Origin of the sequence: Streptomyces sp. ERV7, from assembly GCF_001653515.1 — a bacterium.
Classification (GTDB): domain Bacteria; phylum Actinomycetota; class Actinomycetes; order Streptomycetales; family Streptomycetaceae; genus Streptomyces.
In genome coordinates this window covers 754,658-776,979 of record NZ_LYOY01000001.1, presented here as the reverse complement: position 1 = coordinate 776,979, position 22,322 = coordinate 754,658, and the positions used below count along the sequence as shown (strand labels likewise).

The window sequence follows — 22,322 nt, the reverse complement described above, 5'->3', positions numbered from 1 at the left end:
CGGGAGGTGATCTCCCGTAATACCAGGACAACCCATGATCAACTCCTGGGAGGGCGGCCGAAAATCGTCCGGACGTGCCTTCGAGTTGTCTGTGTGGCAGTAGTAGGCTCGCGCCGTTTGTTGACGGTTGATCTGGGGGAGGCCATGCGCTTTCGCGGGAAGTCCATCCGCAGGAAGATCGTGGCGTTGCTGCTGGTGCCGCTCGTCTCCCTCACCGCTCTCTGGGGATTCACGACCTACATCACCGGCCGCGAGGCCAACGAGCTCCTGAACGTCACGTACATCGTGGACAAGGTCGGCTCGCCGATGGAGGACACGGTCCAAGTCATCCAGGAGGAGCGCCGCCAGACCATGGTCTACCTGGCGGACCAGCGGGCCGCCGACGCGCTCGCCGCGCTCCAGGGCCGCCGCCGGGACACCGACGAGGCCGTGGCGAAGATTCGTTCCGCCGCCGACGACTCCCAGGTGCGCGACGATCTGCGCCCGGCCGCGAGGGCGCGGCTGAAGACCGTCCTCCAGGAGTTCGACGGCATCCGCGACCTGCGCCGGCAGGTCGACCGGCGGAGCGTCAACCGCGCCCAGGCACTGGCGGCGTACAGCGGAGTCATCGAGCCCTGCTACACGTTCCTGACCAGTCTCCACGCGCTGGAGAACGTGGACATGGACAAGCAGGGCCGCGCGGTCGTGGGCCTCGCCCGGGCCCGCGAGATGGTCGCCCGCGAGGACGCCCTGGTCGCCTCCTCACTGGTCGCCCCGCCGCAGTTCACCTGGAACGAACTGCGCGAGGTGGTCAACCTGGTGGCCAACCGCACGCTCCTGTACGAGATAAGCCTGGAGAACCTGCCCGCCGGAGAACGCGAGATCTTCGAGCGCTTCTGGGCCGCCGCCGGCTCCGAGTCGCTGCGCGCCGCCGAGCAGAGCATCATCACCGCCGGTCCCACCAAGAACCCGCGCGTCGACCTGGCCCGCTGGCAGCAGACGGCCACGCCGCTGCTCTCGCGTCTCTCCGAGGCCGTCTCGGACGCCGACGACCGCTACCGCGACCGCGTCCACCCGGTCGCCTTCAACGTCCTGATCAAGGCGGGCGTCGCGGGCGTCCTCGGCTTCCTCGCGCTCGTCTTCTCGCTCTTCCTGTCCGTACGCATCGGCCGCGAGCTGATCCGCGACCTCACCCGGCTCCGCAAGGAGGCGCACGAGGTGTCCGGCGTGCGCCTGCCGAGCGTGATGCGCCGCCTCGCCGCCGGCGAACACGTCGACGTCGAGACCGAGGCACCGCGCCTGGAGTACGAGAAGGACGAGGTCGGCCAGGTCGGCCAAGCCCTCAACACCCTTCAGCGCGCCGCCGTCGAGGCCGCCGTCAAACAGGCCGACGTGCGGCGCGGAGTGGCCGAGGTCTTCGTCAACCTGGCCCGCCGCAACCAGGTCCTCCTGCACCGCCAGCTCACGCTCCTCGACACCATGGAGCGCCGCACCGAGGACACCGACGAGCTCGCCGACCTCTTCCGCCTCGACCACCTCACCACCCGTATGCGCCGCCACGCCGAGGGCCTGGTGATCCTCTCGGGCGCCGCCCCGTCCCGGCAGTGGCGCAAGCCCGTCCAGCTGATGGACGTGGTCCGGGCGGCCGTGGCCGAGGTCGAGGACTACGAGCGCATCGAGGTCCGCAGGCTGCCCCGGCTCGGTGTGGGCGGCCCGGCCGTCGCCGACCTCACCCACCTGGTGGCCGAACTCCTGGAGAACGCCACGGTGTTCTCGCCCCCGCACACCGCCGTCCAGGTGCACGGCGAGCGGGTGGCCAACGGCTTCACGCTGGAGATCCACGACCGGGGCCTCGGCATGACGCCCGAGGCGCTCCTCGACGCCAATCTGCGCCTCGCCGAGACCCCCGAGTTCGAGCTCTCCGACACCGACCGGCTCGGCCTGTTCGTGGTCAGCCGGCTCGCCCAGCGGCAGAACGTCCGCGTCTCGCTCCAGCCCTCCCCGTACGGCGGCACCACGGCGGTCGTCTTCATCCCGGCGGCCCTGCTCACCGACGCGCCGGACACCAACGGCACCGGATTCCGCCTCGACCGCAAGGCGGCCCACGGCGACGCGGCCGGACGCCGTGAGCGGGACGCCGGCCCCCGCGCGCTCTCGCCGCTCCCGGTGGGCACCCCCGACCGCGCCCTGCTCGACGGGCCGGTCGAACTGGAGGCCCCCGTGGACCCGTTGGAGTTGGACGCGCCGCACGTCATGGGCGCCGACGAGGGCGGCGCCGCCCGCACCGGCCTCATCGGCGCGCCCCGCGACTTCCCGGCCGAGCGCCGCCAGCACCAGCAGACGGCCGACGAGGGGGCCGGGGCACCGGACGGGCCGTTCGGCCCCGTGCCGCTGCCGCGCCGCCGCCCGCCCGCGCCGACCCTGGTCAGCGACCACGGGCGCCGGGTCGACGACCAGCCGGGCCGCGACCACCCGTCGCCCGCGCCGGAGCCGGTCCGTCCGGCCGTGCCGAGTGCCGAGCGACGGCGGGCCGACGCGCTGCGTGCCAGCGGGCTCGTCCCGGCCCCCGCGCCCGAGCCGCTGCGGCCCGCTCCAGGCCGCGAGAGCGCCGACGGAACCGGTCTGCAGGGCGCCCTGCCCCGCCGGGTCCGCCAGGCCAGCCTCGCCCCCCAGCTGAAAGCGACCTCCGCCGAGCAGGCGGTCCGCACCGGGCCGGGCGGCCCCGGCGCTCAGCCGCAGCCCGAGCGCGACGCGGAGGAAGTGCGCAACCGTATGGCGTCGATGCAGCGTGGCTGGCAGCGCGGGCGTCGGCACAACGCGATGACCAGCGCAGAGACCACAGCCGACGGGCCCGACCAGGCCCTCGGCGACGTACGACGCAACACATCGGAGGGGGACGGTCGATGACCGCACCGAAGTCCGCAGCACACGACGTCATGGGGAAGGGCGCCGGAGAACTCAACTGGTTGCTGGACGAGTTGGTCGACCGGGTCGGATCCATCCGCAAGGCGCTCGTCCTGTCCAGCGACGGCCTGCCCACCGGCACGTCCGGGGACCTGACCCGCGAGGACGGCGAACACCTGGCCGCCGTCGCCTCCGGCTTCCACAGCCTCGCCAAGGGGGTCGGCCGCCACTTCGACGTGGGGGGCGTGCGCCAGACGGTCGTGGAGCTGGACGACGCCTTCCTCTTCGTGACGGCCGCCGGGGACGGCAGCTGTCTGGCCGTCCTGTCCGACGCCGAGTCCGACGTCGGACAGGTGGCGTACGAGATGACCCTGATGGTCAAGCGGGTCGGGGCCCACCTCACCACGGCACCACGGACCGGCCTGCCCACCGCAGGGTGAGCGCGACGGTATGAATGACGCAGACCAGCGGGCGCCGGCGAACGGCCCGCAGCAGCCGGACGGGGCGTCGCCCCGGCAGCACCACTGGTTCGACGACGACGCGGGACCGGTGGTGCGGCCGTACGCGATGACCCGCGGCCGCACCAGCAGCGTCGGCCAGCACCGGCTCGACCTGATCGCGGTGGTGGTGCCCGAACCGGCCGCCGACGACCCGGGGCGGGACCACTCGCTCTCGCCCGAACACGTCGAGATCGTCGAACGCTGCGTCGGCACCCCGCAGTCCATCGCCGAGCTCGCCGCCGGACTCGACCTGCCCGTCGGGGTGGTCCGCGTCCTGGTGGGCGATCTCGTCCAGGACCAGCTGGTGCATGTCTCCCGACCCGTTCCGCCGGCCGAGCTGCCGGACGAGTCCCTTCTCCGCGAGGTGATCAATGGCCTTCGGGCGCTCTAGCCGCAGGAAGCGGCCCGTCGAACCGGTCACCCTCAAGATCCTGGTGGCGGGCGGCTTCGGCGTCGGCAAGACCACGCTGGTGGGCGCGGTCAGCGAGATCCGGCCGCTGCGCACCGAGGAGCGGCTCAGCGAGGCGGGCCGGCCGGTCGACGACGTCGCGGGCGTGGAGGCGAAGAACACCACCACCGTCGCGATGGACTTCGGGCGCATCACGCTCCGCGAGGACCTGGTGCTCTATCTCTTCGGCACGCCCGGCCAGGACCGCTTCTGGTTCCTCTGGGACGAGCTGGCGCAGGGGTCGCTGGGCGCGGTGGTCCTCGCGGACACCCGCCGTCTGGAGGACTCCTTCGCGGCGATCGACTACTTCGAGCGCCGGGGGCTGCCCTTCACGGTGGCCGTCAACTGCTTCGACGACGCGGCCCGTTACCCGGCCGACGCGGTGCGCTCCGCGCTCGACCTCGACCCCGACGTCCCGCTGATGATGACGGACGCGCGCGACCGCGAGGCCGTCAAGGACGTACTGGTCGCGGTCGTGGAGCACGCGATGGTCCTCTCCGAGCGCCGGCGCCGGACGGTGTCGATCTGACGCCTTCACGCAAGGACACCCCCGTACGCGGGGACACGGCCCGTACCCCCACCGACTGGGGTACGGGCCGTGCGTCTTGGGGGAGCGGCCGCTCCCGGTCCCCGAGGGGCGGGGCGGCTACGCCCCGTCCTCCTCGTGCCAGCCGAGACTGCGCTCCACCGCCTTGCGCCAGTTCTCGTACTCGCGCTCGCGCGGCCCCGCCTCCATCTCGGGAACCCACTCCACATCCCGCTGCCAGTGCGCCTTGAGCTCGTCGAGGCCCGACCACACCCCGGTGGCGAGCCCGGCGGCGTAGGCCGCGCCCAGACAGGTCGTCTCGGAGACCTTCGGCCGGATCACCGGCACCCCGAGCACATCCGCCTGATGCTGCATCAGGAGCCGGTTGACCGTCATCCCGCCGTCGACCTTGAGCGTGGTGATGCGCACCCCGGAGTCCTGGTACATCGCGTCCACCACCTCGCGCGTCTGCCAGCTGGTGGCCTCCAGGACCGCGCGGGCCAGATGCGCCTTGGTCACGTACCGGGTCAGGCCGGTGATGACGCCGCGTGCGTCCGAGCGCCAGTAGGGCGCGAACAGGCCGGAGAAGGCGGGCACGATGTAGGCGCCGCCGTTGTCCTCGACGCTCGCGGCGAGCGTCTCGATCTCGTCCGAGCTGCGGATGAGGCCGAGCTGGTCCCGGAACCACTGGACCAGGGCTCCGGTGATCGCGATCGACCCCTCCAGGCAGTAGACCGGCGCCTGGTCACCGATCTTGTAGCCGACGGTGGTGATCAGTCCGCTCTTGGAGGGCACCGGCCGGCCGCCGGTGTTGAGCAGCAGGAAACTCCCGGTCCCGTATGTGTTCTTGGCGGTGCCGGTGTCGTAGCAGGCCTGCCCGAAGACCGCCGCCTGCTGGTCGCCGAGCGCGGATGCCACCGGCACCCCCGCCAGCTGGCCCACCGCGGTCCCGTACACCTCCGCCGACGAGCGGATCTCCGGAAGGATTGCCTCCGGTACGTTCATCGCGGCCAGGATCGAGGAGTCCCACTGGAGGGTCTCCAGGTTCATCAGCATGGTCCGTGAGGCGTTGGTGACGTCGGTGACGTGCACCCCGCCGTCCGTGGCGCCGGTCAGATTCCAGATCAGCCAGGAGTCGATGGTCCCGAAGGCGATCTCGCCGCGCTCGGCGCGGGCCCGCAGCCCGGGTACGTTGTCGAGCAGCCAGGCCGCCTTGGGCCCGGAGAAGTAGCTGGCCAGCGGCAGGCCCGTGGCGTTCCGGAAGCGGTCCTGGCCGTCCTCGGCGCCGAGCTGGGCGCAGAGCGCGGAGGTCCTGGTGTCCTGCCAGACGATGGCGTTGTGCACGGGCTTGCCGGTCGCCCGGTCCCACAGCACCGTCGTCTCGCGCTGGTTGGTGATGCCGAGCGCGCTGAGCTGGTCGGCGCGCATCCCGGCCTTGGCCAGCGCACCCGCGACCACGGCCTGCACCTTGGACCAGATCTCGGTGGCGTCGTGCTCGACCCAGCCGGGCTTCGGGAAGATCTGGCGGTGCTCGCGCTGGTCCACGGCGACGATGGCGCCGGCCTGGTCGAAGATGATGCAGCGGCTTGAAGTGGTGCCCTGGTCGATGGCTGCGACGAACTTCTCCGTCATGGCTACCCCTTGGTCTGAGGGCCGCGGTGGTGCGGCGGGTGCGGGCGCGTGGTCAGAAGGCCGCGTGGTGGATGAGGCCGCCGAGCGCCCCGCCGGCCAGCGGCCCCACCACCGGTATCCAGGCGTAACCCCAGTCCGACGTCCCCTTGCGGGGGATCGGCAGCACGCTGTGCACCAGGCGGGGGCCCAGGTCGCGGGCCGGGTTGATGGCGTACCCGGTCGGCCCGCCGAGCGAGAGGCCGATGCCGACGACGAGCAGCGACACGATCAGCACGCCGGTGCCGGACTCGCCCAGGCCCTCGGTGTCGCCGAAGGCGAGCACGGGCAGCACCAGGCCCACGGTGGCGATGGTCTCGGTGACCAGGTTGGCGACCGGGTTCCTGATCTCGGGGATCGTCGAGAAGACGCCGAGCGTCGGGACGGAGCCGTCCCGGTCGGCGTTGGCCCGGAACTGGGCGAAGTAGACGAGATAGGCGAGGACCGCGCCGAGCATCGCCCCGGCCAGCTGCCCCAGGACGTAGAGCCAGACCTTGTCCCATTCGCCGGTGTCGACGGCGATGCCCAGGGTCACCGCCGGGTTGAGATGGCCGCCCGACAGCGGCGCCGCCGTGTAGGCCCCGGCCAGTACACCGAAGCCCCACCCGAAGGCGATGACCACCCAGCCGGCGCCTCTCGCCTTGGAGTGGTTGAGCGTGACCGCGGCGCACACTCCGGCGCCGAAGAGAATCAGGATCGACGTGCCGATGACCTCACCGAGGAAAATGTCTCCGTTGCTCATGGCTGCTCCTAGGCCCTCGCCCGGGGCGTGGCCCCGGTCCTCCGTGCAGGGTGCGCGCTTTCCATGGCTGCGGAGCCGGTGGCGGGGGTCGGACCGACCCCGCCCGGCATCCGGGACGAGCGTGCTCGTCTGGCGGTGTCGCCCGTGGGGGAGCAGCCCGGCGACCGCGTGCGACGGCACGCGGCCCGGAGCCGAGGAACGGCGACGCCGAGAGACAACGGGAAGTGTTCACCGGCCGTGATGGAGCGTCAAGGTCGCCGACAGCACCGGCCGCCGGGGTACGCACACGGCGGCGGCCCGGAGCTCAGCGCACCGCGATCACCGACGAGCCGTGCCCGAACAGGCCCTGATTGGCGGTGATCCCGGCCCTCGCCCCGTCGATCTGCCGCTCGCCCGCCGTGCCGCGCAGCTGCCAGGTGAGCTCGCAGACCTGCGCGATCGCCTGGGCGGGCACCGCCTCGCCGAACGATGCGAGCCCCCCGCTCGCGTTCACCGGAACGCGACCGCCGAGCGCCGTCACGCCCTCCCGTACGAGCTTTGCGCCCTCCCCGGCACCGCACAGCCCCAGATCCTCGTACCACTCCAGCTCCAGGGCGGTCGACAGGTCGTACACCTCGGCCAGCGACAGGTCCTCGGGTCCGAGCCCGGCCTCCTCGTAGGCGGCCCGTGCGATGGAGGCGCGGAAGGAGTACGGCGAGGGCTCCGCCGCGACCGCCGAGTCGGTGGCGATGTCCGGCAGGTCGAGGACGGTGTTGGGGTAGGTGGGCGTGACCGTGGAGACGGCCCGGATGCGCACCGGATCCACCGCCCCGTGCCGGCGCGCGAAGTCCATGCCGCACAGCACCAGGGCGGCAGCTCCGTCGGAGGTCGCGCAGATGTCGAGCAGCCGCAGCGGATCGGCGACCACGGCCGAGGCGGCGACCTCCTCGGCGGTCACCGCCTTGCGGTAGCGGGCGTACGGGTTGAGCGCGCCCGCCGCCGCGTTCTTCACCTTCACGCGCGCGAAGTCGTCGACCGTGTCGCCGTGCAGGGCCATGCGGCGGCGGGCGTAGAGCCCGAAGTAGGCCGGGTTGGTGGCGCCCAGGACCCGGAACCGCAGCCAGTCGGGATCGTCGTGCCGCTCGCCGCCCGCGGGGGCGAAGAAGCCCTTGGGCGCGGCGTCGGCGCCCACCACGAGCGCCACCTCGGCCATTCCCGAGAGGATCTGCGCCCGGGCCGCGTTGATCGCCTGCGCCCCGGACGCGCAGGCCGCGTACACACTCGTCACGCGCGCGCCCTGCCAGCCCAGCGCCCGCGCGAAGGTCGCCCCGGCCACATACCCGGGATAGCCGCCGCGCACGGTGTCGGCGCCGACCACGGACTGGATGTCGGGCCAGTCGAGCCCGGCGTCGGCGAGCGCGGCGCGGGCCGCGACCGTCCCGTACTCGACGAAGCCGCGCCCCCACTTGCCCCAGGGGTGCATTCCGGCGCCGAGGACCGCGATGTCACCCGTGCCGCTCATGCGCCCGCCTCCACGGGCCGCCAGTGCCAGGTCGTCCAGACCGTCCCGGCGTCCTCGTTGAGCACACCGGGCACCACCTCGACCTCCATCCCGACAGCGAGGTCGGCGGTGGTCACCCCCGGCGCGGCCTGGCCGAGGACGACCAGCCGCTCCGCCGCCAGCTCCACCGCGACCAGGGTGTACGGCTGCCAGACGGCCTCGGGGTCGCAGACGTAGGGCGCGGGCGGCCGGTAGCGCCCGTCGGTGTACGACCAGACGCGCCCGCGCCCGGACAGCGCCACCTCGGTCAACTCCCGCCCGGAGCAGGCCGGGTTGCGGCAGAAGGAGTCCTCGCGGGGGAAGAACACGGAGGCGCAGGCCGAGCACCGGGTGCCGAGCAGCCGGAACCCCTGATCCTCCGCCTCCGTGAACCAGCCCGCCACCACGGGCGTGCGCGTGCGCGTCAAAACCCCTCCCGGCCTCGAATCTGACGGAACGTCAGAAGTGTGCCACGGGTGGCCGCGCTCCGGCAGGGGGCGTCGCTCAGCGGTGTCCGGCGACCGAGCGCCACGCCACCGGGAAGTCGAAGTAGGTCTCGGGGAACGGCTCCGGCTGGAAGGTGTAGTGCCACCACTCCTGGGGGATCCCGACGAATCCGGCGGCCTGGAGCGTGCCCTTCAGGAGCTGGCGGTTGGCGCGCTGGACGCCCTGGATGCGGGGGTCGTCGGTGTGCGACAGGGTGTCGAAGCAGTCGAATCCGGTGCCCATGTCGACGGAGTTGTCCGGGAAGCGCTGGTCCTCGGGTGCGAAGCACGGCACGAGCGGCTGGCCGGGACGGTAGGGCGGCGTCGGCCACGCGGGCAGCTTGACGAGGGTGATGTCCACCGAACTGCCCCTGCTGTGCCCGGACTTGGCCGCGATGTAGACGTCCTCGAACAGCCTCGACTTGTCGACAAGCGGATAGAACTCGGTCTTCATTCTCTGGTCGTCCAGGTCCTTCGCCCACTCCACGAACGTGTCGACGGCCCGCTGCGGCCGGAAGCAGTCGTACACCTTCAGCGAGTAGCCCTCGCGGAGCAGCTTCAGCTGTGCCTGGTGCAGCGCCCGGGCCGCCTGGCGGGTCAGGATGCACACCGGCTGCCGGTAGCCGTCGATCGGGCGGCCCACGAAGTTGTGCGGCGTGATGTAGCGCATCTCCTGGATGATCGTCGGGTCCACGGTGGCCAGCGCCACGAACTCGGCGGGCGCCTTGGGCTCGGGCGTGGCCCGGGCGGTGGAGGTCGTGGCGGTCACGGCGAGCAGGGCGGCGGCAGCGGCGACGAAGCCGCGCATGGTCGATCTGAGTGTCATGTGCACACCCTTCATGGCTCAATGGGTCGTAGAAAAGGGGGAGTTGGGGCAATGTGATCCGATGGCCGAATGTATTCGGTTAAAGTCCGCGCGTGACCGGGACCCCGAAGACCTCGAAGCAGCCTGTGAAGGACTCGCACTGCGCCGCGTGCGGAGCGCCCTACCCCTCGGCCTCGGCCGGCTGGCCCCGCCGCTGCGCGGCGTGCGGGACCGTCACCTATCGCAATCCGCTGCCCGTCGCCCTCGCCCTGCTGCCGGTGCGGGACGCGCGCGGTACGGGAATTGTCGTCATCACCCGCGCCATCGAGCCCCACATCGGCCGCTTCGCCCTGCCGGGCGGCTTCGTCGACGACGGCGAACTGTGGCAGGAGGCGGTCGTCCGCGAGCTGTACGAGGAGACCGGAATCGATGCGTCCGCCGCGGATGTGCGCCTCGCGGACGCGCTCAGCTCCCCGCACCACGTGCTTCTGTTCGGCCTGCTGCCGACCCGCGCCGCGGCCGAACTCCCGCCGTCCGCCCCGACGGACGAGACCGCGGGCTGGCAGGTGCTGCGCCGCCCCGAGGAGCTGGCGTTCCCGCTGCACACACAGGCGGTACGGGCGTGGTTCGAGGGGGTGCGGTGAGGGCGGCGCCCGCGTCGCCTACGCGGGCCAGCCCATCGACCGCCTGGTGCCCGAGCTCATCAACAAAGCGGTCCGCCAGGCGACCTGGGACTACGCGACACTGCTCCTGGCCGACCTGGGGGAGTGCGCCGAATGCGGCCAGGACATCGGCCGCTCCGCCTTCGAACGCGCCTCGACGATCCTCACGCGCCTGATCGAGGCGGCGGGTCCGGGCCTGCACCACATGGTGTGCAGCGTCCAGGCCCAGCAGGAGCAGCTCATCGCCGTGCTCCACGCCGACGGCCGCGACGGCGACCCGGCCCTGCTCGACGAGACGGACGTCGCCGAGTTCGTCACCGTCCTCGCGGCGGGCCTCGCCCAGCACAGCCCGGGGGGCCTGGTCCTGCGGACGACGGGGCCGGACAAGCCCGACCGCGTCCACGGCTGGCGGCTGCACGAGGGCCGTCTGCTCCCGCTCACCGCCGGGGAGGTCTTCAGCGCGTACTGCACGGACGCGGACACCGGAGACCCGGTGGCACCCGAACCAGGAGTGGACTACCGCGCGGGCTTCCCGTTCGACCAGCCCGCCACCGACCACTGACGGTCCGGGGCCCGCAAGCGAAAGGGGCTCCCCGTCGCACCGGCGACGGGAAGCCCCTCTCACTCAGACACTGCGCGGCGGCAGCGGACGGCCCGGGTCACTCCCCGGACAGCACCGCCTGCGCGGCCACCCGGGCCTCCTCGGCCGAGTCCGCGGCACGGGCCGCGGCGGCGGCGCGCTCGCACTGGGCGAGCGTGTACTTCGCCAGCGTCGCGCGCACATAAGGAATGGACGCGGCACCCATCGACAGGCTGGTCACACCCAGACCGGTGAGCACACACGCGAGCAGCGGATCGGAGGCGGCCTCACCACAGACACCACAGCTCTTGCCCTCGGCCTTGGCCGCATCGGCGGACAGCGCGACCAGGTCGAGCAGCGCCGGCTGCCACGGGTCCTGCAGCCGCGACACCGCACCGACCTGCCGGTCGGCCGCGAACGTGTACTGGGCCAGGTCGTTGGTGCCCAGCGAAAGGAACTCGACCTCCTGGAGGATCGAGCGCGCGCGGAGCGCGGCGGACGGGATCTCCACCATCGCGCCGAACTTCGCCCGCAGCCCGGCCGCCCGGCACGCGTCCGCGAACGCCTTGGCGTCCGCACGGTCCGCGACCATCGGCGCCATGACCTCCAGATAGACCGGAAGCCCCTCGACGGCCTTGGCCAGCGCCGTCAGCTGCGTCCGGAGCACCTCGGGGTGGTCCAGGAGCGACCGCAGACCGCGCACACCGAGCGCCGGGTTCGGCTCGTCGGCGGGCGTCAGGAAGTCGAGCGGCTTGTCGGCGCCGGCGTCCAGCACCCGCACGACCACACGGCCCTCGGGAAACGCCTCAAGCACCTTGCGGTACGCCTCGACCTGCTTCTCCTCCGACGGCGCCTTGGCGGAGTCGTCGAGGAAGAGGAACTCGGTACGGAACCCCCCCCCGGCCCCCGCCTCCACCGCCGCCGGCACATCGGCGGGACCGCCGACGTTGGCGAGCAGCGGCACCTTGTGCCCGTCCGACGTCGCACCCGGACCGGACGACGCGGCCAGCGCGGCCCTGCGCTCGGCGGCGGCACGCTCCAGCTCGGCGCGCTTGTCGTCACTGGGGTCGACGAAGATCTCGCCGGTGCTGCCGTCGACGGCGATCAGCGTGCCCTCGGCCAGCTCACCGGCGCCCGGCAGCGCCACGATCGCGGGAACGCCGAGCGCCCGCGCCAGGATCGCGCTGTGGCTGGTCGGCCCGCCCTCCTCGGTCACGAAGCCGAGCACCAGAGCCGGGTCGAGCAGCGCGGTGTCGGCGGGAGCGAGGTCGCGTGCGATCAGTACGTACGGCTCGTCGCTGTCCGGGACGCCCGGCATCGGGACGCCCAGCAGGCGTGCCACGATGCGGTTGCGCACGTCGTCGAGGTCCGCCACCCGCCCGGCCATGTACTCACCGGCGCCCGCGAGCAGCTCGCGGTAGTGCGAGAACGCGTCGTACACCGCACGCTCGGCGGTGCTGCCGACGGCGATGCGCCGGTCGACGTCGGCGATCAGCTCCGGGTCCTGGGCGATCAGGGCCTGGGCCTCCAGCACGGCCTGGGCCTCGCCTCCCGCCAGGTTGCCGCGCGCGTTGAGATCGGCCGCCACGGCCTCCACGGCCTTGCGGGCACGCCCCTGTTCGCGCTCCGCGTCCTCCGCCGGAATCTGCTTGGCCGGCGGCTCCAGGACCGCGGTACCCATGTGCCGGACCTGGCCGATCGCCACACCGTGGCTCACGCCGACGCCTCGCAGCGTTGTCTCCATTTCACCCGTCTCCGATTGGTGCGGCGGTCTCCGCCACCGCGGTGGATGTCCGACTCACCGTCTCGACGACGGCGGCGTCACGACTGCTGGCCGAACTACTTCCAGGTGAAGAGGGCGTCGCCGGCCTTCACATCGCCGCTGTCGACGAGGGAGGAGAGGGACTCGGCCGTGGCCTCGAGAGCCACGATGGGGCACACCGGGGACTTCCCGGCCTCTTCCACGGCGGCCGGGTTCCAGCGCACGACGGCCTGGCCGCGCGTCACGGTGTCGCCCTTGTTGACGAGGAGCTCGAAGCCCTCGCCGTTGAGCTGAACGGTGTCGATACCGAGGTGCGTCAGCACACCGTGGCCCTCGTCGTCGACGACGACGAAAGCGTGCGGGTGCAGGGAGACGATGACACCGTCGACGGGGGAAACCGCCTCCGAGGGCTCTCGTACGGGGTCGATGGCGGTACCGGGGCCCACCATTGCGCCGGAGAACACCGGATCGGGCACTGCCGCGAGTCCGATGGCACGCCCGGCGAGCGGGGACGTCACGGTGGTCATGGATGGCCTCCCAGGGGGGTGGGGCTTCTTCGTGTCACCGCCACTACTTGCTGTGTGACGGCGTACTGTTCAGAAGGGTAAGTCATAAGAAGTCCGGGTTCGCCTGGTATGTCTCCAGGTCGGGCTTCCCCGACGGAGACTACTGGACTAGACCGGTGCGGTAGTGGACTAGACCATAAACCCCCGGAGGGCCCAGGGCCGATTTGCCCCGACCGCGCCGGGGCCTGTACTGTCCTAAGTCCCGCCTGACCGCAACGTGTGAACTTCACGTGAATGTGTCGGGACGGGCAAGCTCCTCCTCAACTTGCTGATCTTGATCTGTGCCTCTGCTTTGCCGTGTCGGTATTTCCGTACGCCGCAAAACGAAGTGGTCAGAACGAAGGAAAAGCACTGGTAGAGTCGGAGTCGCCGGAAAGGGAAACGCGAAAGCGGAAACCTGGAAAGCGCCGAGGAAATCGGGTCGAGAAAAGAGATAAAAGGTACCCCGGGGATAACAGGCTGATCTTCCCCAAGAGTCCATATCGACGGGATGGTTTGGCACCTCGATGTCGGCTCGTCGCATCCTGGGGCTGGAGTCGGTCCCAAGGGTTGGGCTGTTCGCCCATTAAAGCGGTACGCGAGCTGGGTTTAGAACGTCGTGAGACAGTTCGGTCCCTATCCGCTGTGCGCGTAGGAATATTGAGAAGGGCTGTCCCTAGTACGAGAGGACCGGGACGGACGAACCTCTGGTGTGCCAGTTGTCCTGCCAAGGGCATGGCTGGTTGGCTACGTTCGGAAAGGATAACCGCTGAAAGCATCTAAGCGGGAAGCCTGCTTCGAGATGAGTATTCCCACCTCCTTGAGAGGGTAAGGCTCCCAGTAGACGACTGGGTTGATAGGCCAGATGTGGAAGCCTCGTAAGGGGTGGAGCTGACTGGTACTAATAGGCCGAGGGCTTGTCCTCAGTTGCTCGCGTCCACTGTGTTAGTTCTGAAGCAACGAACAGTTGCTGGTTGAGCAGAACCCACTTAACTAAAAAGTGTGCTTGTTCGCTCGAAACCGATAGGGTTTCGGTGGTCATAGCGTTAGGGAAACGCCCGGTTACATTCCGAACCCGGAAGCTAAGCCTTTCAGCGCCGATGGTACTGCAGGGGGGACCCTGTGGGAGAGTAGGACGCCGCCGAACAATCTTTAGCCTCAACCCCCGTGCCCTTTTGGGCCGGGGGTTGAGGCATTTTTGCGTTCAGGACCCGTTCAGAACGGGCCCGTACCCCTGTGCACTCATGGCCGTTCGCTGCCGGTAAGGTCAGGGGGCATCGTTGGCACTTTCACAGGAGGCCCCCGGGTGGAGGTCCAGGAGACTCGCGTTCAGACGGACCGGGTGCTCACCATCCCCAACATCCTCAGCATGGCGCGTCTCGTCGGCGTACCCGTGTTCCTGTGGCTGATCCTCCGACCCGAGTTCGGCGGCCCCAAGAGCGATGGCTGGGCATTGCTCGTACTCGCGCTGAGCGGTGTCAGTGACTACCTGGACGGGAAGCTCGCCCGGCGCTGGAACCAGATCAGCAGTCTCGGCCGGCTCCTCGACCCGGCGGCCGACCGGCTGTACATCCTTTCCACGCTCGTGGGTCTCACCTGGCGGGAGATTCTGCCGGTCTGGCTGACCGCTGCCCTTTTGGCCCGGGAGCTGATGCTTCTGGTGATGGTGGGAATCCTCCGCAGGCACGGCTATCCGCCGCCGCAGGTGAACTTCCTGGGTAAGGCGGCCACCTTCAACCTCATGTACGCCTTCCCGTTGCTTCTGCTGAGCGACGGAAGCGGATGGCTCGCTGATCTGGCGGCGATTTTCGGATGGGCGTTCGCCGGATGGGGTACAACTCTGTATTGGTGGGCAGGGATCCTGTATGTGGTTCAGGTCCGCCGACTGGTCAAGGCGGACTCAGCGGCCGATTGAGCTCGTCGGCGGTCCTTCGGAGCAGAGGGGTCCGCGCATGATGCCAGGGGGCCCACCCGGACGGGTGCAGTCGGCTAGACCGTCGTCTCGTCAAGGAGGACGCTTCCGACATGAAGGCCGTCGTGATGGCCGGTGGCGAAGGAACACGCCTTCGCCCCATGACCTCGAGCATGCCCAAGCCGCTCCTGCCGGTGGTGAACCGGCCGATCATGGAGCATGTGCTGCGGCTGCTCAAGCGGCATGGGCTCCATGAGACCGTCGTAACCGTGCAGTTCCTGGCCTCGCTGGTGAGGAACTACTTCGGTGACGGCGAAGAGCTCGGCATGGAGCTCACCTATGCCAATGAGGAGAAGCCCCTCGGTACCGCGGGCAGCGTCAAGAACGCCGAGGAGGCCCTCAAGGACGATGCCTTCGTCGTCATCTCGGGCGACGCCCTCACCGACTTCGATCTGACGGATCTCATCAACTTCCACAAGGAGAAGGGCGCACTGGTCACGGTGTGTCTGACCCGGGTGCCCAACCCCCTGGAATTCGGCATCACCATCGTCGACGAAGAGGGAAAGGTCGAGCGCTTCCTGGAGAAGCCGACCTGGGGCCAGGTCTTCTCGGACACGGTGAACACCGGTATCTACGTGATGGAGCCGGAGGTATTCGACTACGTCGAGGCCGATGTGTCCGTCGACTGGTCCGGTGATGTCTTCCCTCAGCTGATGAAGGAGGGCAAGCCCATCTATGGCTATGTCGCCGAGGGCTACTGGGAGGACGTCGGCACGCACGAGAGCTATGTGAAGGCGCAGGCCGACGTGCTCGAAGGCAAGGTCGACGTCGACATCGACGGCTTCGAGATCTCGCCCGGAGTCTGGGTCGCGGAGGGTGCCGAGGTGCATCCGGACGCGGTGCTGCGCGGCCCGCTCTACATCGGTGACTACGCGAAGGTCGAAGCCGGTGTGGAGATCCGCGAGCACACGGTCATCGGGTCCAACGTCGTCGTCAAGACCGGGGCCTTCCTCCACAGAGCCGTAGTCCACGACAACGTCTACATCGGGCAGCACAGCAATCTGCGCGGCTGTGTGATCGGCAGGAACACCGACATCATGCGGTCGGCCCGGATCGAGGACGGCGCCGTCATCGGGGACGAGTGCCTGGTCGGTGAGGAATCGATCATTCAGGGCAATGTCCGCGTCTATCCGTTCAAGACCATCGAGGCGGGCGCGTTCGTCAACACCTCGGTGATCTGGGAGTCGCGGGGGCAGGCCCATCTCTTCGGGGCGCGCGGTGTCTCCGGCATCCTCAATGTGGAGATCACCCCGGAGCTCGCGGTGCGGCTGGCCGGTGCGTACGCCACGACGCTGAAGAAAGGGGCGACCGTCACCACGGCCCGTGACCACTCGCGCGGTGCGCGCGCGCTGAAGCGGGCGGTGATCTCGGCCCTCCAGGCCAGCGCCATCGACGTACGGGACCTGGAGAACGTACCGCTGCCGGTGGCCAGACAGCAGACCGCGCGGGGCAGCGCCGGCGGGATCATGATCCGGACCTCGCTGGGTGTGCCGGACTCCGTGGACATCATGTTCTTCGACGAGCGGGGCGCGGACCTCTCGCAGGCCGGGCAGCGCAAGCTGGACCGGGTGTACGCACGTCAGGAGTACCGGCGGGCGTTCCCCGGCGAGATCGGGGACCTCCAGTTCCCGAGCAGCGTCTTCGACTCGTACACCGGATCCCTGTTGCGCAAGGTCGACACGACCGGGGTCGCCGAGGCCGGGCTGAAGGTCGTGGTCGACGCGTCCAACGGCAGTGCGGGGCTGGTCCTGCCCAGTCTGCTCGGGCGGCTCCAGGTGGACTCGCTCACCATCAACCCGGGGCTGGACGAGTCGCGGCCGACCGAGACCGCCGACGGGCGGCGGGCCGGTCTGGTGCGCCTCGGGGAGATCGTGGCCTCGGCGCGGGCCGCGTTCGGCGTGCGGTTCGACCCGGTCGGGGAGAAGCTGTCGCTGGTCGACGAGCGCGGGCGGATCGTCGAGGACGACCGGGCGCTCCTGGTGATGCTCGATCTGGTGGCGGCCGAGCGGCGCAGCGGGCGGGTGGCGCTGCCGGTGACCACGACCCGTATCGCCGAGCAGGTCGGGGCGTACCACGGTACGCAGGTGGAGTGGACGACCACATCGCCCGACGACCTCACGCGCGTGGGCCGTGAGGAGTCGACCATCTTCGGTGGCGACGGGCGCGGCGGGTTCATCATTCCCGAGTTCAGCAGCGTCTTCGACGGCGCGGCGGCCTTCGTACGGCTGATCGGTCTCGTGGCGCGTACGCAGCTGACGCTCAGCCAGATCGATGCGCGGATACCGCGTGCCCATGTGCTGCGCCGGGATCTCGCGACGCCGTGGGCCGTCAAGGGCATGGTCATGCGGCGGGTGGTGGAGGCGGCCGGCGACCGGTCGGTGGACACCACCGACGGGGTACGGGTCGTCGAGGCGGATGGCCGTTGGGTGATGGTGCTGCCCGACCCGGCCGAGGCGGTCACCCATCTGTGGGCCGAGGGGCCCGACGACGCCTCCGCGCAGGCGCTGCTCGACGAGTGGTCCGCGATCGTGGACAGCGCAGGTCACTGAGGTCATCACCGGGTGCCGGGCGGGGTCGTGGGACGCCGCCCGGCGCACCGGTGGGGCCATTCGGCGGCAGGGGCGCCGACGTGCGACGATGTGCGGCATGTCGCAGCAGCCCCCCGTTCGGAGCACGCCGTCTCCGCCGTCCCGCCCGGACGCGTCCATGTCGCTGCTGACCAATGTGATGGACCACGCGCTCGACGACGGTTACGCGGAGGCGACGGCCCGGCGCAAGGCCGAGGGGCACGAGGGCATGCCCCGCCCCTTGAGCGCGAAGCTCGGGCTGGCCGCCGGTCTGCTGCTCGCCGCCGTGGTGGTGACGATCGGCGCCGCGCAGGCGCGGATAACGGCACCGGTGGTCGCCAAGGAGCGCCATGAGCTGATCGGGCGGGTGGAGGCCGAGACCAAGGCGGCGGACGACCTCCAGAAGGAGGTCGACTCACTGCGCCACGAGGTCGGTGACCGCCAGCGCAAGGCGCTGGAGAAGCACGGCGGTGACCAGGGCGAACTGGTCGCGCTGCTGTCCGGAGCCACCGAGGTGCGCGGCCCCGGGGTGAAGCTGGTCGTCGACGACGCCAAGAACACCGAGACGGGCGGGGGCGGCGGCCCGCGGGAGAACAGCGGCTTCTCGGACACCGGCCGGGTCCGCGACCGGGACATGCAGCGCATCGTCAACGGCCTGTGGCAGTCGGGCGCCGAGGCCGTCGCCATCAATGGGCAGCGGCTGACGGCTCTTTCGGCGATCAGGGCGGCCGGCGACGCCATACTGGTCGACAACAGGCCGCTGGTGCCGCCGTACACGGTGCTCGCGGTGGGGGACGGGAAGAGGCTCAGCACCGCCTTCCAGGACAGCGCCGACGGTCAGTATCTCCATGTGCTCCAGGAGAACTACGGCATCCGCTCCAGCATTTCGGACCAGGGTGAGGTGCGCCTGCCGGCCGCGCCGAGCCTGATCGTACGTACAGCACAGCCGCAGGCCACGGGCGCCGGCAGGGGCGCGGCCGCCACAAGGAAAGGCACATCGTGATCGCCGTACTTGGCCTCGTCGTGGGAGTCGTGGTCGGACTTTTGGTCCGGCCCGAGGTGCCTGCGGTGGTCGAGCCGTATCTGCCCATCGCCGTCGTCGCCGCGCTGGACGCGGTCTTCGGCGGTCTGCGGGCCATGCTCGACGGCATCTTCGTCGACAAGGTCTTCGTGGTGTCCTTCCTGTCGAACGTCGTCGTGGCGGCGCTGATCGTGTTCCTCGGTGACAAGTTGGGCGTGGGCGCGCAGCTGTCGACCGGTGTGGTGGTCGTGCTCGGCATCCGGATCTTCTCCAACGCCGCGGCCATCCGCCGCCACGTCTTCCGGGCGTGAGGCCAATGAGCAGCGAAGACACCCCTGAGCAGGGCTCGGAGCACACCTCGGGGCCCGCCGCCGGAAGCACTCCTTCCACGCCGGAGCCGCAGCAGCCTCCTCGCTCCGACACGCCGAAGGCACCCGGGATGCCGAAGGCACCCGACACGCAGGACTCGCCCCCGGCGCCCCCGGGTCGGTCATGGCCTCGCCGAACGGGAAGCTGGAGGAGGTGAGGTGGTCCCAGGCGGTGTCGCCGGGCGAGTAGTACTCGGTGCGGGTGCCCGGGGCCGGGACGGGGTCGATGGTGCCCGAGAAGACGCCCGCGCCGGAGGGCCGGTAGGCGGTGGTGCTGTCGACGTAGTCGGTGGCCACGCCCATCGCCCGATAGGCCGACTCGACCGTGCCGAGGCGGCTGTCGCGGACCCGGTAGGTGCGGTCGGAGCCGAGGGCCGCGGACTCGGGGAAGGCGAGGTTGTAGACGTACGGGCTCTTCGCCGTGGCCTTCCAGCGCAGCTCCACCTCACCCGCGCCGAGCTTGGCGAGCAGGGTGGCCGCCTCGCCCGACGGCACGGCCAGGACCGGGAGTTCGGGGCCGGTGAAGCCGCCCGAGGGGATCCAGCGGGCGGGCGCGGCGCGGTGGGCGAGGACGGCCCGCGCACCGGCCGCCTCGGCGGCGCGGGCGACCTCCAGGACGGAGGTGCTGTCGTCCGGGAGCCGGACGAGCGCGATCGCGCCCTTGGCGCCCGCCGCCTTGAGCTCCTCGGCCGTACCGGACCCGGCGTCCACCAGCCGCGCCCGGCCGGTGCCGTCGAGGTTGGCCGAACCGCTGCCCGCCGTGACCGGGTGCAGCGCGGTGCCGTCGGCGGTGCGCAGCTCGGAGACGAGCGGCGCGTAGGCGCGCCAGTAGCTGCCGAACTCGAACGTGCCGTCGTGGGCGCGGCCTTCGACCGAGGCGTAGTAGCCCTTGATCGAGGAGCCGCCGGCGGCGGTCCCGGCGTGCAGCCAGTAGCCGTCCCAGGCGCGGGAGAAGGCGAGCGTGGTGGCGCGGGCCTCGCTGGGCCGGTCGGTGGCGATGCCCAGCCGGTGGGCCTTGCGGGCGTCGAGGACGACCGTGGTGTCCTGCTTCAACTCCAGCTGGGGGCGCCCGAGATAGGTCAGCGAGTCGTTGAGTGTCGCGCCCTCCCCCGCGTCCGGCGTGGCGACGAAGGAGGAGAGGAAGTACGAGCCGGGGCGCAGGGTGTAGATCTGGTCGGCGGCGCCCTCGTTGAAGCGGCGCTCGCCGGTGGCGTCGTCCGTGCCGATCACGTCGAGCGAGGACGGGCCGTTCGCCGGCCTGCCGAGCCGGTCGATGACCTTGACCCGCAGGGTGACCGTGCGCGGCTGGACGTAGAGCGAGAACGGGGTGGAGACCTTGACCCCGTCGGCGCTCGCCAGCACGCGGCCGGTGACGTCGCCGTACTGGCTCCGCTCCAGCGGCGCGGCCGGGTCCAGCTGCAGCGGGACCTCGACGGTGGCTCCGGCCGGGACGGTGACCGTGCGGGCGCCGAGCCGGGCGACCGTGGACCGCACGCGCGAGCCGTCGTTGCCGGTGACGCCCTGGACGGTGAGCGAGAGCGTGACCGGCTCGGCGGTGGTGTTGGTGTACGGGACGCCGACCGTCGTGCGGTCACCGCTGTCCTGCGGCCAGTTGAAGGTGCCGCCCTGGACGGCGGGGGCGCCCAGGACGCTCTCGTCGATCGCCGCCTTGACGTCGAGGCGGCCGCCGCCGGTCTCGCGGACATCGCCGGGTATGCCGGCCTCGGCGGAGGAGACGAGCGCGGCCTTGATCTGCCGCGCGCTCCAGTCGGGGTGGCGCTGCTTGACGATGGCGGCGGCTCCCGCGACGTGCGGGGTGGCCATCGACGTACCGCTCATGGACTGGTACGCGTAGATGCCGCGGCCGCCCGCGTTGGCGGCGGATATGCCCACGCCCGGGGCGGTGATCTCGGGCTTGAGGGTGTGCGAGACGGGGGCCGGGCCGCGGCTGGAGAAGTACGCGGTGGAGTCGTCGCGGTCGACGGCGCCGACGGTGAGGACGCCGGGGGCGCAGCCGGGCGAGGAGACGGTGTTCTGGCGGGGGCCGGAGTTCCCGGCCGCGACCACGAACAACGTGCCCGTGTTCTGGGCGAGTTGCTCGGCAGCGGTGCTCATCGGGTCGGTGCAGTCGGTGGGTTCGGGGCTGCCGAGGCTCATGGAGACGACGTCGGCCTTGTTGTCGACGGCCCACTGCATCCCGGCGATGATCCACGACTCGGCGCCGGAGCCGCTGTCGCCCAGGACCTTCCCGGCGAGCAGGGCGGCGCCGGGGGCGACACCCTTCTTCTTGCCGCCGCCGGCCGCGCCGGAGCCGCCGACGGTGGAGAGGGTGTGGGTGCCGTGGCCCTGGCGGTCGTCGGTGGTGTCGGAGTCGGTGAAGTTCTTCGCGGCGGCGATCCGGCCCTTGAGGTCGGGGTGCTCGGCGTCGGCGCCGGTGTCCAGGACGGCGACCTTGGTGCCCTTGCCGTCGTAGCCGGCGGCCCAGGCGAGGTCGGCGCGTATCTGCTTGGTCGACTTGTCGAGGTTCACCTCGACCTTGCGGTCCAGCCAGAGCTTCTTCAGCGGGTTCGCGGTGCGCGGGCGGGGTGCGGTGACGTCCGCCCAGAAGTCGGCGGCCTTCGCCTTGTCGGCCTTGAGGGCGACGCCGCCGACGGCGGGCAGGGCGAGCCCCCGGGTGGCGCCGCGCGGGGCCGGGGCCAGGGAGCGGGCGCCCGCCGCGCCGTAGACGGCGATCAGCGGCAGCGCCTTGGTGTGCGCGTCGTCGTAGCCCTGGCGGATCAGACCGGAGACGTTGAAGAGCTGCTCGTCGGCGCGGTGGGCGGCGAGGGCGGCCACCGCGCTGTCCGGGTAGACGTACAGGTCGTCGCCGGAGCGGCGGGTCTGCAGCAGCGCCGTGGTGCCGTCCTCGCGGGGCAGCGCGGCGGCCGTGACGGCCTTGCCCCCGGCGTCCCGGCTCACCAGGACGCGGTCGCCGGTGACCAGGGTGACGGTGACCGGCCGCCCCTGCTGCCGGGTGGCGGCCTCGCCGCCGGTGATCGGTCTCTTCGTGGTCGCGGCGTCCGGTGGTGCGGCCCCGGACGGCGAAACCGCGGTGACGGCCAGGACGGCGGCGGTCGCCACCCCCAGAGCCGTGCGCGATATCGGACGCATCGCTACTCCCCAGGTGAATCCGGAACAAAGCACTCCGAGCACAAAGCGCACAAATGCCTTGTTGCCGACGGCTGTTGGTACTGCGGTTGCGCCACCTTGGCAGAGCGACGGAAGGTGCG

16 protein-coding genes, 1 rRNA gene, 2 pseudogenes and 2 other annotated features are annotated in these 22,322 nt (G+C 71.0%); of the genes and pseudogenes, 11 read left to right on the top strand and 8 right to left on the bottom strand.

Going from position 1 to position 22,322, the window contains the following annotated elements:
* The first annotated feature begins 144 nt into the window (after positions 1 to 144).
* From A8W25_RS03465 to A8W25_RS03450, 4 genes are read left to right on the top strand one after another with little or no spacing between them, the layout of a single operon-like run.
* Positions 145 to 2,886, top strand: a complete 2,742-nt coding sequence (locus tag A8W25_RS03465) for a nitrate- and nitrite sensing domain-containing protein (protein ID WP_079125781.1) — start codon at positions 145 to 147, stop codon at positions 2,884 to 2,886.
* Entirely contained in the window at positions 2,883 to 3,323 is a 441-nt protein-coding gene (locus tag A8W25_RS03460; RefSeq protein ID WP_067155511.1) for a roadblock/LC7 domain-containing protein, read from the top strand. Before A8W25_RS03465 ends, A8W25_RS03460 begins: the two co-directional genes overlap by 4 nt.
* Positions 3,324 to 3,333: 10 nt before the next feature.
* Entirely contained in the window at positions 3,334 to 3,774 is a 441-nt protein-coding gene (locus A8W25_RS03455; protein WP_067155507.1) for a DUF742 domain-containing protein, read from the top strand.
* On the top strand, positions 3,755 to 4,360 hold the full coding sequence (locus tag A8W25_RS03450; protein WP_067155504.1) for a GTP-binding protein: 606 nt from the start codon (positions 3,755 to 3,757) through the stop codon (positions 4,358 to 4,360). The genes A8W25_RS03455 and A8W25_RS03450 overlap by 20 nt, the downstream gene beginning before the upstream one ends.
* A gap of 117 nt (positions 4,361 to 4,477) precedes the next feature.
* Here the strand turns inward: A8W25_RS03450 and glpK are convergent, their stop codons facing one another.
* The 5 genes from glpK to A8W25_RS03425 form a co-directional block, all read right to left on the bottom strand.
* Positions 4,478 to 5,989, bottom strand: a complete 1,512-nt coding sequence (gene glpK, locus A8W25_RS03445; RefSeq protein WP_067155501.1) for a glycerol kinase GlpK — start codon at positions 5,987 to 5,989, stop codon at positions 4,478 to 4,480.
* 52 nt (positions 5,990 to 6,041) lie between these two features.
* Positions 6,042 to 6,767, bottom strand: a complete 726-nt coding sequence (locus A8W25_RS03440; protein WP_067155497.1) for an MIP/aquaporin family protein — start codon at positions 6,765 to 6,767, stop codon at positions 6,042 to 6,044.
* A gap of 304 nt (positions 6,768 to 7,071) precedes the next feature.
* Positions 7,072 to 8,268 (bottom strand): lipid-transfer protein, encoded by a 1,197-nt coding sequence (locus tag A8W25_RS03435; protein WP_067155492.1) that lies wholly within the window; start codon positions 8,266 to 8,268, stop codon positions 7,072 to 7,074.
* Positions 8,265 to 8,693, bottom strand: coding sequence for a Zn-ribbon domain-containing OB-fold protein (locus A8W25_RS03430; protein WP_067156672.1), 429 nt, complete (start codon positions 8,691 to 8,693; stop codon positions 8,265 to 8,267). Before A8W25_RS03430 ends, A8W25_RS03435 begins: the two co-directional genes overlap by 4 nt.
* Positions 8,694 to 8,790: 97 nt before the next feature.
* Entirely contained in the window at positions 8,791 to 9,597 is an 807-nt protein-coding gene (locus A8W25_RS03425) for a M15 family metallopeptidase (protein WP_067156662.1), read from the bottom strand.
* Positions 9,598 to 9,689: 92 nt separating this feature from the next.
* Between A8W25_RS03425 and A8W25_RS03420 the strand changes: the two genes are divergently transcribed.
* Together A8W25_RS03420 and A8W25_RS03415 are read left to right on the top strand one after the other, a co-directional pair.
* Positions 9,690 to 10,220: an NUDIX domain-containing protein gene (locus tag A8W25_RS03420; RefSeq protein ID WP_067155489.1), complete on the top strand. Its 531-nt coding sequence runs from the start codon at positions 9,690 to 9,692 to the stop codon at positions 10,218 to 10,220.
* 4 nt (positions 10,221 to 10,224) lie between these two features.
* Positions 10,225 to 10,800: pseudogene (locus A8W25_RS03415) on the top strand (hypothetical protein); the annotation flags it as partial.
* A gap of 97 nt (positions 10,801 to 10,897) precedes the next feature.
* Here A8W25_RS03415 and ptsP read toward each other — a convergent pair.
* A complete protein-coding gene (gene ptsP, locus A8W25_RS03410) occupies positions 10,898 to 12,562 on the bottom strand; it encodes a phosphoenolpyruvate--protein phosphotransferase (RefSeq protein ID WP_067155484.1) in 1,665 nt (554 codons plus the stop codon).
* Between the two features lie 95 nt (positions 12,563 to 12,657).
* Complete coding sequence (locus A8W25_RS03405) at positions 12,658 to 13,107, bottom strand: PTS sugar transporter subunit IIA (protein WP_067155479.1); 450 nt, start codon at positions 13,105 to 13,107, stop codon at positions 12,658 to 12,660.
* Between the two features lie 438 nt (positions 13,108 to 13,545).
* Positions 13,546 to 13,764 (top strand) — a sequence feature (23S ribosomal RNA rRNA prediction is too short).
* Between the two features lie 11 nt (positions 13,765 to 13,775).
* Positions 13,776 to 14,038: a sequence feature (23S ribosomal RNA rRNA prediction is too short), on the top strand.
* 117 nt (positions 14,039 to 14,155) lie between these two features.
* Between A8W25_RS03405 and rrf the strand changes: the two genes are divergently transcribed.
* The 5 genes from rrf (at position 14,156) to A8W25_RS31890 (ending at position 18,996) form a co-directional block, all read left to right on the top strand.
* Positions 14,156 to 14,272, top strand: a 5S ribosomal RNA gene (gene rrf / locus A8W25_RS03400).
* A gap of 159 nt (positions 14,273 to 14,431) precedes the next feature.
* Positions 14,432 to 15,040, top strand: coding sequence for a CDP-alcohol phosphatidyltransferase family protein (locus A8W25_RS03395; protein ID WP_067155476.1), 609 nt, complete (start codon positions 14,432 to 14,434; stop codon positions 15,038 to 15,040).
* A gap of 110 nt (positions 15,041 to 15,150) precedes the next feature.
* Complete coding sequence (locus A8W25_RS03390) at positions 15,151 to 17,646, top strand: mannose-1-phosphate guanyltransferase (RefSeq protein WP_067155473.1); 2,496 nt, start codon at positions 15,151 to 15,153, stop codon at positions 17,644 to 17,646.
* 97 nt (positions 17,647 to 17,743) lie between these two features.
* Positions 17,744 to 18,667, top strand: a complete 924-nt coding sequence (locus A8W25_RS31895) for a DUF881 domain-containing protein (protein WP_079125780.1) — start codon at positions 17,744 to 17,746, stop codon at positions 18,665 to 18,667.
* The gene (locus A8W25_RS31890) at positions 18,664 to 18,996 is read left to right on the top strand and encodes a small basic family protein (protein ID WP_003970459.1); all 333 of its coding nucleotides are present in this window, start codon (positions 18,664 to 18,666) and stop codon (positions 18,994 to 18,996) included. Before A8W25_RS31895 ends, A8W25_RS31890 begins: the two co-directional genes overlap by 4 nt.
* 177 nt (positions 18,997 to 19,173) lie before the next feature.
* Here the strand turns inward: A8W25_RS31890 and A8W25_RS03380 are convergent.
* A pseudogene (locus tag A8W25_RS03380) lies at positions 19,174 to 22,203 on the bottom strand (S8 family peptidase); the annotation flags it as partial.
* Between the last annotated feature and the right edge of the window lie 119 nt (positions 22,204 to 22,322).